This is a genomic window from Streptomyces fradiae ATCC 10745 = DSM 40063, from assembly GCF_008704425.1.
Classification (GTDB): domain Bacteria; phylum Actinomycetota; class Actinomycetes; order Streptomycetales; family Streptomycetaceae; genus Streptomyces; species Streptomyces fradiae.
The window spans coordinates 650,132-662,190 of the sequence record NZ_CP023696.1 but is presented as its reverse complement, the minus strand read 5'-3'; the positions used below and the strand labels follow the sequence as shown (position 1 = coordinate 662,190).

At 67.0% G+C, this 12,059-nt stretch carries 13 protein-coding genes; 4 read left to right on the top strand and 9 right to left on the bottom strand.

The window, feature by feature from the left end; genetic code table 11:
- Window positions 1-3 precede the first annotated feature (3 nt).
- Window positions 4-1,830 (bottom strand): DEAD/DEAH box helicase, encoded by a 1,827-nt coding sequence (locus CP974_RS02835; protein WP_031128199.1) that lies wholly within the window; start codon window positions 1,828-1,830, stop codon window positions 4-6.
- On the bottom strand, window positions 1,830-3,242 hold the full coding sequence (locus tag CP974_RS02830) for a ParB N-terminal domain-containing protein (RefSeq protein ID WP_031128200.1): 1,413 nt from the start codon (window positions 3,240-3,242) through the stop codon (window positions 1,830-1,832). The genes CP974_RS02835 and CP974_RS02830 overlap by 1 nt, the downstream gene beginning before the upstream one ends.
- Window positions 3,243-3,317: 75 nt before the next feature.
- Between CP974_RS02830 and CP974_RS02825 the strand changes: the two genes are divergently transcribed.
- Both CP974_RS02825 and CP974_RS02820 read left to right on the top strand, forming a co-directional pair.
- Complete coding sequence (locus CP974_RS02825; RefSeq protein ID WP_223844339.1) at window positions 3,318-4,055, top strand: KpnI family restriction enzyme N-terminal domain-containing protein; 738 nt, start codon at window positions 3,318-3,320, stop codon at window positions 4,053-4,055.
- Window positions 4,056-4,291: 236 nt separating this feature from the next.
- Entirely contained in the window at window positions 4,292-5,650 is a 1,359-nt protein-coding gene (locus CP974_RS02820) for a DNA cytosine methyltransferase (protein ID WP_031128202.1), read from the top strand.
- Between the two features lie 79 nt (window positions 5,651-5,729).
- On the opposite strand, the gene CP974_RS02815 is transcribed toward CP974_RS02820, so the two are convergent.
- Both CP974_RS02815 and CP974_RS30915 read right to left on the bottom strand, forming a co-directional pair.
- Window positions 5,730-6,686 (bottom strand): Hsp70 family protein, encoded by a 957-nt coding sequence (locus CP974_RS02815; RefSeq protein ID WP_078915288.1) that lies wholly within the window; start codon window positions 6,684-6,686, stop codon window positions 5,730-5,732.
- On the bottom strand, window positions 6,647-6,904 hold the full coding sequence (locus CP974_RS30915) for an Hsp70 family protein (protein WP_158100688.1): 258 nt from the start codon (window positions 6,902-6,904) through the stop codon (window positions 6,647-6,649). Before CP974_RS30915 ends, CP974_RS02815 begins: the two co-directional genes overlap by 40 nt.
- 6 nt (window positions 6,905-6,910) lie before the next feature.
- Between CP974_RS30915 and CP974_RS02805 the strand changes: the two genes are divergently transcribed.
- A complete protein-coding gene (locus CP974_RS02805; protein WP_078915289.1) occupies window positions 6,911-7,168 on the top strand; it encodes a DUF4259 domain-containing protein in 258 nt (85 codons plus the stop codon).
- Here CP974_RS02805 and CP974_RS02800 read toward each other — a convergent pair.
- Together CP974_RS02800 and CP974_RS02795 are read right to left on the bottom strand one after the other, a co-directional pair.
- Complete coding sequence (locus CP974_RS02800; protein ID WP_051838848.1) at window positions 7,055-8,056, bottom strand: ATP-binding protein; 1,002 nt, start codon at window positions 8,054-8,056, stop codon at window positions 7,055-7,057. The two genes, CP974_RS02805 and CP974_RS02800, sit on opposite strands and share 114 nt — an antisense overlap.
- A gap of 6 nt (window positions 8,057-8,062) precedes the next feature.
- Window positions 8,063-8,311, bottom strand: coding sequence for a hypothetical protein (locus tag CP974_RS02795; RefSeq protein WP_037936272.1), 249 nt, complete (start codon window positions 8,309-8,311; stop codon window positions 8,063-8,065).
- A 73-nt stretch (window positions 8,312-8,384) separates the two neighbouring features.
- On the opposite strand from CP974_RS02795, the gene CP974_RS30625 reads away from it, so the two are divergent.
- Window positions 8,385-8,510, top strand: coding sequence for a hypothetical protein (locus CP974_RS30625; RefSeq protein ID WP_256366387.1), 126 nt, complete (start codon window positions 8,385-8,387; stop codon window positions 8,508-8,510).
- 49 nt (window positions 8,511-8,559) lie between these two features.
- On the opposite strand, the gene CP974_RS02790 is transcribed toward CP974_RS30625, so the two are convergent.
- The 3 genes from CP974_RS02790 to CP974_RS02780 form a co-directional block, all read right to left on the bottom strand.
- The gene (locus CP974_RS02790; RefSeq protein WP_031128205.1) at window positions 8,560-9,918 is read right to left on the bottom strand and encodes a tetratricopeptide repeat protein; all 1,359 of its coding nucleotides are present in this window, start codon (window positions 9,916-9,918) and stop codon (window positions 8,560-8,562) included.
- Between the two features lie 76 nt (window positions 9,919-9,994).
- Window positions 9,995-10,642, bottom strand: a complete 648-nt coding sequence (locus CP974_RS02785) for a putative DNA-mimic protein (protein WP_069975458.1) — start codon at window positions 10,640-10,642, stop codon at window positions 9,995-9,997.
- A gap of 559 nt (window positions 10,643-11,201) precedes the next feature.
- Window positions 11,202-12,038, bottom strand: coding sequence for an SGNH/GDSL hydrolase family protein (locus CP974_RS02780; RefSeq protein ID WP_031128207.1), 837 nt, complete (start codon window positions 12,036-12,038; stop codon window positions 11,202-11,204).
- Window positions 12,039-12,059: the final 21 nt, after the last annotated feature.

The window sequence follows — 12,059 nt, the reverse complement described above, 5'->3', positions numbered from 1 at the left end:
GGGCTAGGCGGAATGGGCACGGAGGTGGCCCATCAGAGCCTGGAGGTCCCGCTGGTCGAGGCCCCCGCCGACGGCAGGCTCGTCGTCGAGGTCTGCGAGCTCCTGGACGGCGGGGTCGTCAAGGATGCGCCCCATGAAGAGCAGCTTGTCGGTCAGACGCTGGCCGACGACCTCGTCGATACTCCCCTCAGAGGCGAGCACGGTGACCCGGGTCTCGGTTTCGGGCGCGAGGCCGAGGCGGTGGATCCGGTCGAGGCTCTGCAGGAAGCGTCCGGCCGCGAAGTCGCGGTCGACGTACACCGCGTCGTGGCAGTCATGGTGCAGGCTGATGCCTTCGCCGAGCGTAGCCGGGTTGGAGAGCAGCACCATGCAGTCCGGGTCATTCCGGAAGCGCTCGATCTCTGCTTCGCGGTCTTCTGTGCCTCCGTGGACCATTGCCGGGCGGAACTCCTTGAGCATCCTCTCCAGCGTGTTCAGGCTGCGGATGAACGTGGACCACACCAGGGTCTTGCGACCCTTGGCCGCGTTCTCCGCGACGATGGCCAGGACCTCGCGGTACTTCGGCGACATCTCATAGCTCGGGAGGTCCCGCATGAGGTCGAAAAGAGGGCTCCCTTCAGGGACGGCCAGGGGCGGGACCTGGTACATCAGGGGTTCGTACCGCGTCGTACCGACGGCGAGCAGGGCAGGACTGGTAGCCGCCATCAGCATGTAGACGATGATCTTGCCGAGAGCCTGGAAGTCGTCTTCGGCTCCGGCCGCCCGCGCCGAGAACCGGCCGACCAGGGCTTCGTAGACCTCCTGGTGCAGCGGAGGCATCGGAAGCGTCCGGAGGGTTGTCGTCACTGGGGGCAGGCCCAGTTCGCCCTTGGTGGTGCGGGTGAACAGCGGGCGCAGGACCTGGCTCGCTTTGGCGAGGTCGCCGCCGGCCACAGCCTGCGTCACCTTCTGGCGGCCGTGCCCAGGCCACACGAAACCGAAGAGGTTCTCGATGTCCTTGACACCGTTCGGCGCTGGAGTACCGGTCAGGATCAGCCGGTGGCGGGCCCGCGGGCCCAGGGCGAGGCAGGCCGCCCCGTACGTCCCCTCGGCCCCGAGCTTCATCCGGTGCGCCTCGTCAAGGAGGATCATGGAAGGGCGCGCCGTGAGCCACTGGCCGAGCTCGTTGACCGACGGGCTGAGGCGCTCGTAGTTCACGATGAGGGCGTCCGCGGCCGGGTCGACGTTCCGGGACAGGACCTCCATGCGCAGCGGCTCGTCGAAGCACTGGGTGTTCTCGTACTGCCACGACTCGTAGCAGGACTTCGGCCCGACGATCAGCAGGCGCTCAATGCCCTTGGTACGGCGCAGCGCATGGAACACGGCGAGGCCGACGCGCGTCTTGCCGGCACCGGGGACGGAGAAGTTCGCACCATGGCGCAGCGAGAGGAGCTTGGCGATGTCCCTGCGCTGGAATGCCGTGAGGCCGGCGGTCCAGGAGGGCCCGAGCAGCCCGTCGACCTCGTCGTCCCGCACTTCGCTGACGCCTTTGGACAGAGGGTCGAGGCGGTCGGCCACGGTCTGGGCGTCCACAGCGGAGTCCGTTGCGAGGGCGGCCAGCTGGCTGTCCCATGAAACGCTTGCCTGGGCAGGCCAGGTCGCCAGTGCCACGAGGTTCGTGAGCAGGTCGTCGATGTCGACGTCCATGCTCCCAGGAGAGCGCTGCACACTGCTGCGGAAGCGCAGGGCGAGGCGGCGCAGATCGCCCTCGTGCCCGGCGCCGGCCCGCAGCCGGGCCTTCGTCACGCTGTCCCCGAACCTGATCTCCAAGCTCGGCGTACTTGAGGTCATCAGCTCTCCCGGACGGCGTTGAGCAGCCACTCGACGCCGTCCCCCGGCGAGCTGAACGTGCGGCCTGCCTGCTTGGCCAGGCGCGCGAGGCTCGCACGGAGGGTGAGCAGGGCGTCGTCGAAAGCGTCCTCGTCGAGGGCGCGCTTCGCCTTGGCCTCGGCGAACTCCGCCGCACACTGGTTCACGTAGTCGGCCGCGTCCGTCAGGCGCTCTGGTACCGCGATCTTCCGCTTCTGCAACTGGGCGTTCTGGCCGGCCATCTTCACAGCGACGTCGAACGTGCTGCGGGCCGCCTTGATCTTTGCGGCGGCCTGGGTGACGTCCGAGGGCGCGAGCTTGTCCCCGGCCAGGGACGCGGCCTTGGCCTGCAGCAGGCTGTCGGTGAGGGCCCGGATCGTTTTCACGGTAGAGGTAGCGTCAGGGACCGCTACGCCGGGCAGGCCGGGGATGGAGACTGCGGCGGCTGCCTGCGCGACCGGACGAAGGTTCTCTGGCAGCCGCTCGTCGACATAGCGGGTGTGGAAGTCGGCCTCAGCGAGTCGGACCGACGTCTTCGGGTAGTTCAGGACGACCATTGCGAGCCGGGACTCCTTCAGCTGCTCGGCCGCATCCGGGTCCGTCTTCGCGAGCTTCGTGTAGTCGCGCTGCAGTTCGCGCAGCTTCTCCTGGTGGTCCTCGAAGTCCACCAGCCGCAGTTCGACGCCGCTGACCGGGTCCTTGCTGCGCTCGATGGCGTTGATGATCAGCTCGTAGACCCACCGGTCCTGGCGGAGCGTGGTGGACTTGATGTTGAAGTCCCGTGCGACGTCTTCTGCCCGGCGCCCGTTCGCCAGCTCCTCCTCGATCGCGATAAGGCGGTTGATGTAGGAGTACTCGCGCCGCTTGTCCCGCCGCAGCTGGAGCGCGAGCTCGACACTGTTGATGTCGCTCCGGGAGGTGTCAGACGGCAGCACACCGACACGGATGTCCTTGATGCCGATTTTGCGCATGGCGGCGCAGCGGGTGTTGCCGTCGACGAGGATGCCGTCGGGGCTGATGATGCCGGGTTCCTTCTGCCCGAAGTCGTCGAGCTCGTCCTGCAGCGCAATGAAGTCCGGGTCGATCTGGCTCGGATTCGACGGACTGCAGCTGAGGAGGTCGGCGAGGTACTCCTGAGCGGGCTCGCTCCAGGGCTGCTCTTCCAGCACCCGGTTCTGCTCGGGGCTCAGGGTGCGCTGCGCTCGGATGCGGTGGGTGTCGGGGTTGAAGTAGAGGAGGTCCACCGGCATGGAGATCACGTTCAGGTGCTTCTGCTCCCCGCGCCAGTCCACCGTGACCTTGGCGCCGTTGTCGGCCATGGCCTGCTTGAGCCGTTCCTCGACCATGGACCGGATCCGCTCACCCTCGGGCGGGACACCGAACTTCACAGTCATAGACAGACCCTCTCCTCATCAGCAGTCGCACTCACTCGCCAGGAATAATGACAGGAACCACTGACAAGCGGACTGGTGATCATCCAGAATCGGGCATCTGAGCACCGGAAGAACGGAGCAGAGGTGACCCTCCCCGCTTGGAACGACCCAGAACTCAAGGGCGGAACCATGATCAGGGGCGCGCTGTGGCTCGTCCAGGAGGTCGGCGAAGGCAACACCTTCACCAAGGAGCAGCTCCGCGAGGCGTTCCCCGGCATCTCCCAGGCCGACCGCCGCCTCCGAGACCTCCGGGACTTCCAGTGGGTCATCCTCACGAACACGGAAGACGCCTCGCTCATGGCCGAGGACCAGAGGTTCGTGAAGGCGGGGGTGCCCGTCTGGGACCCTGTGGCCCGCAGAGCAGCCGCGCCGCATAAGAGGCCCACCACCAAGCAGACGCGGGAGGTGTACGAGCGGGACGGCTACATGTGCACGGTGTGCGGCATCGGTGGCGCGGAGCCGTACATCGACGATTCGAACCAGACGGCAGTGCTGTCGGTCGTCCAACGGGCCACCATCCTTCCTGATGGCAAGGAAGAGACGCTGCTCGTCACGGAGTGCAAGCGATGCCGTGTCGGCAGCAACGGCCAGCCTGTGCGTGCTGACGAGGTCCTCGCCGAGATCAAGAACCTGGATCCGGCTGACCGGCAGCGGCTGGCGCGCTGGGCCGAACGGGAGCGCCGGGGTTCGACGCCGCTTGAGAGGGCGTGGAACGCCTACCGCTGCCTTCCCTGGGACGCCAGGCAGCAGGTCCGCGCAGCGCTGGATATCTGACCAGCGCTGGAGCGCTCCCGCCCTGGGCGTTCAAATGGAAGCTGTCGGTCCTGCCGCGTAGACTGCGCATCCTTGTCCGGCATGCAGTGGTGAATGGCCACCGCTCTACCACTACCTGCGGTTATGGTGCTGCCGCGGAGCCTGCGCTGCCGGATGCCTGTGTGTCCACTAAGGCGGCTGCAACGGCACCGCTAGTTCTGCGCTAGGGATCCTGGCGTACCCGGAGGGAGATCGGTATGTCGGCCATCGAGCCTGCGAAGCCGCTTGAGGTCGTCGAGATCTGCGCGGGTGCGGGCGGCCAGTCCCTCGGACTGGAACGGGCAGGTTTCCGCCACCGCCTTGCTGTCGAGCTGGACCCCCACGCCGCTAAGACTCTGCGCTGCAACCTTGTGGAGTTCCTCGGTTACAGTGAGGAAGAAGCGCAGGCGTCTGTCAGGGTCGGCGATGTCGCCGACCTTGAGGTCTGGAACCCGGCCATCGATGCGGAGCAGGTCGATCTCCTCGCAGGTGGAGTCCCGTGCCCTCCCTTCAGCATCGCAGGGAAGCAGCTGGGTACGAACGACGAGCGCGACCTGTTCGCTTGGGCCATCGAGCTCTGCGGCAAGGTGCAGCCGAAGGCACTGCTTCTGGAGAACGTACGCGGCCTCAGTGCCAACCGTTTCGCGGGCTACCGCCAGCACGTACTCGACCGGCTCAAGGAGCACGGTTACATCGCAGAGTGGCAGCTCCTCCAGGCAGACGACTTCGGGGTCTCCCAGTTGCGTCCGCGCTTCGTCCTGGTTGCGCTCCAGCGGGAGTTCGCTCCGTACTTCGAGTGGCCGGAGCGCCGACCGGGGAGCGCCAAGTCTGTAGGCGAGCTCTTGGTGGATCTCATGGCGGAGAGGGGCTGGAAGGGCGCTCGGGAATGGGCTGACTCAGCTACAGGCATCGCGCCCACTATCGTCGGCGGGTCGAAGAAGCACGGTGGCGCCGACCTCGGCCCCACGCGCGCTAAGCGCGCATGGGCAGAGATGGGCGTAGATGCAATGGGTGTGGCCAATGAGGCGCCTCCGGTCACCGGCCCTCCTGTCGTCGAAGGCCGGCCGTTCCCGAAGCTGACCACGACCATGGTTGCCCGCATCCAGGGCTGGCAGGACGCGGATAGCGAGGGCGATGGAGGCGAAGACGACTTCCGCTGGAGGTTCCACGGCCTGAAGACCAGCGTGTACCGCCAGATCGGAAATGCGTTTCCGCCGCCCGTGGCCAAGGCCCTCGGTGTATCGATCAGGAACGCGCTGAACAAGGTCGGCGAGCCCCGAGAGCTTGTCGAGACCGCTGACGCCGTTACCGACCCCGTGTACAAGCTGCTGCGCAGCAGCGCGCGGGCACTGTCGGTCGAGCAGATCATGGCCAAACTCGAAGCATCGGGAACAGTCATGGACCAGCCGACGGTCGAGCGGCACCTCAACCACCTGAAGCACGACTTCGAGATGACCGCGGTGACGCGTTCCAACGGAGCCGTCGCATACAGCATCGGCGAGTTCAAAGCATTCGTAGGCCAGGACGACCACCAGCGCCACGACCTCTTCAGCCAGCACCGCTCCAAGATCAGCTGACTCTTCTGGTCGGGACTTTTTATCCTGAATTGATCGCCTGAATATTGGCGGGAACCCCAGAGGTTCCCGCCAATATTAGTTACATCCTCGCTTGAGGGGTGCCGTTCACGGTGAGGTCGGGGCCGAAGAGGGGGCTTTCCTCCTGCCTCTTCGCTTCGTTCGGCCCTTCCGGCTGCTCGCCCTTCTCGATCAATGGAACATCCATGTGGGAGAGGAGCCGGGCCAGCTCTCCCTGCAGGCCTTCCTGAAGGGGCGTTCCGTCCTTTCCGAAGGAATCGCTCTCGCCGCTGAAGAGAAGGCGCTGGGTTTCCTCGTGTGTAACCTTGACAGCGAGGATCCCGCTGTGATCATAGAGGAATCGGACGAGTACGGCATTGCGCTCGGGATCCTGCTCGGGCCTCGGGAGCCTCACTTCTAGACGGGCAAGAGGGAAAGCGCGATCGCTGTCGGCAGGGTATCCTGGCTCGCCTTCGATGATCTCTACGGCCACGGAGGAAGCATAAGGGCGTGAGGGAATGAAGCGGCGCTCACCTGTTGCGGCGAGAGTCCGGTTCCGGTGGATCACCGGCTGGAATCCCTTGCGCGGACCTGCGGCAAAGGCGGTCCCTAGGTCGTAGTTGGTGACCAGGCTGAAGCGGTCCTTGTGGTCGGGATCATCAAGCGCGGCAGAGTAGACTGCCGCGCCACGAGCCACTGCTGTCATGGGGTTGCAGAGTTCCGGTGGGATGATCCGATCGGCGCCGAAGACGTTCGCGATTGCGTCCCGAGCCTCGGGGATCTGGGAAGTGCCGCCGATCATCAGGACCGCGTCGACGCTGGCCGGGGCGATGCCTGTGTCCCGCAGGCACTGCGTCAGCGGTTCCATCGCTCGCTCGATCAACGGAGCGACTGCCGTGGTGTACTCATTACGTGAGATCGTAAGGGACTTTCCAAGAGCCGGGATATCGAGAGGAACCTCCAAGAGGTCCCGTCGCGAAAGTGAGATCTTCGTTAGCTCTACGTCCCTGCGCCATCTGTTGCGCTCTTCCCGTGGCATCTTGTCGGGGATCTCACCGAGCCTTTTTCCAATACGATCCGCGCCAGTGTTTCGTCGAACTCAAGGCCGCCAAGCGCCGTGATACCGCGAGAAGAGAGCTCCTCGAAGTGTTTTCCATCGTAGTCCAGCAAGGTGACGTCGATCGTGCCGCCGCCCCAGTCGAGTATCAGTAGCTTCCGACCCGAGACGCTGACCGAGATCGAACAGCTCCGGCTCAAGCCGCTTTGATCGCGGCGCAATGCCCGGGAGGTGAACCCGTCGACATGTCCTACGGCCCGGAAACAGCGATGCCCGTGTTCCCTTCAGACCTTCGGGTACTCGCCGACGAAGCCCTCGCCCGCATCGTCGGTGACGAGGATGGGCCGGCCTCAAACTGGGTCGACCCGGAGGACTGGAAGCAGTGGCGAGCCATACTGACGCGCCTTCGTGCAGTGCTTGTCCCGCCGCCCCCGTCCATTGCCCTCTTCGACGTCCAGTCGTAACGGAGCGTCACTCAGCACGGAAGCTGAGCCAGAACCGCCTGAAGTGAACGAAGCCAGTGGAGGTAGCCGTCGAGCTTGACCAGGCTGCCGGGCTTGTGCCGGTGCAGTCGTAGGGCGTCTTCGAGCGAGGCGATCAGGTTGCGCCAGTTCTGTCGCTGTGCGGAGGTGCCGTAGGCGAACGGTTCGGTGTCGGTGACGGCGTATCGGCCGGAGATCTGCTGGCCCGGCCTGGATCGCGAGGTTGAGGTTGTGGATCTCGTCGACGAGCGCGAGTTCGACCCGCATTTTGATCAGCAGGCCGCAGACGGCGTCGGTGAGGGAGGTCTGGGTCTCCTGCCGGACGACCAAGAGGCCGAGGAACCGGGCAAACTCGATGGCGAGCATCTTCGGGGTGGCCCGGGGCGGGACGGTGACGTAGACGACCGGCAGCCGTCCCGCGGCGGCCGGGCCGAGCCGTTTACGGACCAGGAGTTCATGGTTGAGGCCGAGCCGGGCGATGGCGGTCGTCTTGCCGGTCCCGGCCTGGCCGGTAACGATCAGCCCGCGGCGGCCGGAGATCTGGTGCCGGTTGAGCAGGACCAGGCGCCGAGAGAGCATCGGCCCCCTGCGGCCCTCACCGTCCTCGCGCAAGGCGTGATCCTCGATGAGCAGGACGGTGTCCGGCCCGAGGCCGTCCATCGGGTTGTAGGTGATCGAGCGGTGTCCCGGCCAGGCCTGTTCCCGTTCCAATGCCGTGCGGACGACCGTCGCGCACGGCTCCTCGAAGAGTTCGTGGAGGCGGGTGTCGCTCTGCGGGCCGACTGCGATCCGGAGTTCCGCCGACTCGACGGCGAGGGTGAGGTGGACGGTCTTGCCCTCGCGAACGAGGGGGTGCGCCAGGGCGGTCACGGTGTGTCAGCCGCCGACCGGGGCGACCTTCTGCCGGCCGTCGACGTCCGGCACCGTGTTGGCGTAGTCGAGCGTGGCCGCCTTCACCTCCGCCTCGGCGTTCTCCTCGGGCGTCTGGCACTTGGGGTACAGGTACCCGACCGGGCGCCCCTGCGAGAACTCAATGTTCCAGCGCGCGGAGTCGTCCGCGTCCTTCCAGCAGGCACGGGTACAGCGGGTGCAGTGGCCTGGCGGCCGGACCTTCGTGCGGGCCATGGCGTCCTCTTCTCCTCTCGGCCCCGGGCAGCTGAGTGGGACCTCCTCCACAACGAACGGCCCGACAGGTCGGGTGCGCCGCCCGTCACTCCTCGTCTTCGTCGTCCTCGACAGCGTCCAAGTCCCGCAGCGGCCCGGCCAGGGACTGCGCCCTCTACGGGACCCGTACGCCGTCGAGGTCGGCGAGGGCAACGACTGACCCGGCGCGCGACGTACGGTGGAGACATGGCGCGTACCAGCCCGAGCTGTCAGAACGGTGGTTCGGTGGAGTAGGTGCCGTCGCAGGCGGGTGTGGTCGGTTTGCTTATCGGCTGCTGGAGGAGTCGTAGAGCGTCTTGGATGTGGCCGAGGTCGACAAGGCGCTCGGCGCGAAGAGAGCTGTTGGCTGTCGGGTGCTGTGCGAGGACTGCGTCGGCTTCTTCGGTGCGGCCGGCTTTGTCGAGCAGGTCGGACAGAGCCCAGGCCGCGTACCAAGTGTCGCCCTCGGGGTGCGCTCGCGTCTGCTCGATCGCTTCGCCGAGCAGGCCGCAGTCGGCCATGAGCGGAAGCCGCATCTGGAAGAGGTCCCAGTCCTCCTTGCCATCGTGTCGCGCCTTGATGGCATCGAGGTGGGCCAGGCCCTCTCGGGACCGGCCGTGGTCGGCGTACAGGGTGCAAAGAGCGTCGACGAGCCAGTCCTCCGCGTTGTGTTGGGTGAAGGCTCGCAGCATCTCGATCGCCTCGTCGCTCCGTCCGTGCCGGACCAGGAGCTCGGACAGCGGTACAGCCGCATGCCACATGCCGGACGGTGTGGCACCGAACGTGCGGTAGGCGGTGATCGCGCCTTCCACGTCGTCGCGTTCCTCCAGCACTTCAGCAAGGCGCTGCACGGCGTGCCCGTGGAACTCGGACGCCGCGTACGCACGCAGTTCTATGATCCGGTCGTGTCTGGCCAGCAGGTCGGCCAGCTGGTCACGTCCGTTGACGGAGGTGATCTCGCGGATGTGCAGCAGGGCTATTGCTTCCTCGATCCGGCCCTGGCGTTCCCTGACTGTGGCGAGCAGGCCGATGGCGTTGGACGGTTCCATCCGGAGGCGGTCGCAGTCCGGGTCGTTGCAGGCGGGGAGCGCCGCTTGCACCCGGGCCTCCAGCAGGGCCGCCGCTTCCTCGTCCATGTCCGCCGCCGCGGCGACGTCGACCAGGCACTCGGCGAGGAACCAGTCCTGGATCCCGGTGCGCAGCAGCATGAACGCCTCGCCGCTGCGGCCGTGGCGGGCCAGCAGGCGTGCGAAGAAGACCAGCGCCAGCCGGTCACCGGCCTCCGCGTACAGGCGGGACAGCGCGATCGCCTCCTCCGCCCGGTCCCAGCTCTCCAGCAGCTCCGCCTGGGCCTGGGCCGCCGGCCACCAGTTCGTGGCGACGTACGGAGCGAGCACCTCCAACGCCTGCCCGTGCCGCCCCCGGTTCCCGAGCAGCCGGGTCCACTCCAGCGCGCAGAACCACTCCCCGCGGTCGGCCTGGAACTCCACTTCCCGCTCATGACCGAGCTCGAGAAGCCGCGCCACCAGCCCCGGAGGAATGCAGCCCGTCAGCGTCCGGGCCCGGTAGTCAAGATCGTCAGCATCCACGACAGCGCAGCTCAGCCCTCACCACCGTCGAGGCCATCGCATGTGAGGGCAGACATCAATAAACGACGACACCTTCTCAGGTGAAGGCAATGGCCGCTCCGGTCGAGATCGAGAGTTTCGCAGCGTGGAGAAGTTGCAGGTATACATAGGACTCGACGCCGTAGCGCTGCCATCCCTGGGTTGCCGGTGTCTCGGCATCGGCGGCCTCGAAGACGTCTTCGGAGTGCGGATCGAGGTCTTCCGGAAGGCCGAGGGCTTTAGCGAGTCGACGGACTTCCTCCAGCAGACGCACCGAAGACCCCAGGTAGCCGCCCGGTGCCTTCCTGTCGACGATGACCTGGGCGAAGTCGACGGGGACGTAGTAGCCCTCGCAGTCCGAATGATGGACCAGATGGTCGAACGGTCCAGGAGGATCACTCGGGAGAGCCTCGTACACCTTGCCCAGGAGCGGGTCGTCGGTCGCCCGCTGGTTGCCGTCCAACGGCTCGGGCAGGCGCCCGCCCGCTGCAAGGTGGACAGCGAGACGGCGAACGGTGTGCAGGCCCGAGTAACCCCACGCCTCGAACTCCGCACCTTCCTCCTCGTCGAGGTCGGGCTCAGTCCACTGTCGCGCTCCCGCACGCTCCAGTAGCTCGTCGATCGCGACGAAGTCAGCGCGAACCATCTCGGTGTAGTCGTCGTCCTCGGTGTCGATGAGGACCCCGACCACCATGTTCAATCCCATGGCCCGATCTTGCCATCGGCGATCTGACGACCACTCGCTGCCCTGTCGCCGAGGTCACGCTGCCTGGCCGTAGCCATCGGCCCCTGACCGGCTCCGCGCAGCGGGCTGAAGTCGACGCCCAGGTGCGGGTCATACGCCTCCGGTTCAAAAGGGGTCGGTAAGAGTGCGGTATGAGGTCTTTCATAGCGCTTTGCTACGTTGAGCAGCGCGATGCCGACCTGGGGATTCGCTCCAGGTGCCCGCCGCGGCCCCGTCGGAGCGGGCACCCGGCCTGGAGGGGGCGTTGAAATGTCGCTTTTCGCTTTTGAGGCACTCTGTTATGTCATCTCGATGCGACGTACCGCGTGGATGCGTCACTCGCCGCACTCTGAAGCTTTCGACTCTACGGTCGCCGACCGCGTCCAGGCGCTGCGTGACGTGCTTGCTCAGGTTCCCGGTGCCTCGGCGGCGAAGATCCGGGTCTGCGTCGACGGCTCCGGCGCGACACGCGACACGCGGCCCGCACGAGCACCTGCAGGCCCTGAAAGCGGTGCGTCGGGCGGTCCGCTTCGCTGGGGAGTCAGGGCTCCAGCCGCAGCCAGTCCGTCACAGAGCTGAGGTTTTCGTGATCCGCGGGGGTGACCCAGAAGGCTTTGCCCAGCTCAGCGCTAAAATGGGCGCCTGTCCGGCCGTCCCCGGACGAGCGGCCGGTCAGCCGCCGCCCGATCCACGGCCCGAGGTGCTGCCGGGCGAACCGCACGTCGCTCAGCCGCCGATCCGCCCACCGCTCGCGGGCACCGGGCGGCAGCGGCGCCCGCCAGTCCTCCGCCGGCTCGAGGCCGAGCGCCTGCCACACCGCCTCGGCCACGCGCCGGTGCCCCTCAGCCGTGAGGTGCAGCCGGTCCACGTCCCACAGGCGCGGATCACCCAGCGCGTGCGCCCCGTACAGGTCCACGACGACGGCCCCGTGGCGCCCGGCCAGGTCGTCGATGTGGGCGAACAGCTCCTCCATGCGGGGCCGGAACCGCTCCATGACGGGGCCGCGCCGGCCGGGGCTGCGCATCAGCACCAGCCGCCCGCACGACGGGGCCAGCCGCTCGACGGCCTCCTCCAGGCGCGCCCGTACGCGGCCCATGTCGCACGAGGGGCGCAGGGTGTCGTTGAGGCCGCCGACCAGGGTGACCACGTCGGCGCCCATCGCGGCGGCGGGCCCCACCTGCTCGTCCACGATCTGGCCGATGAGCTTGCCGCGCACGGCCAGGTTGGCGTAGCGGAAACCGGGCGCCAGGGCGGCGAGCCGCCCGGCGAGCAGATCGGCCCAGCCCCGGTACGAGCCGTCGGGCAGCAGGTCCGACATGCCCTCGGTGAAGCTGTCGCCCACCGCGACGAAACTCGTGTACGTAGCATTCATCTCCATGGCGGAGTGATCGTACCGCCG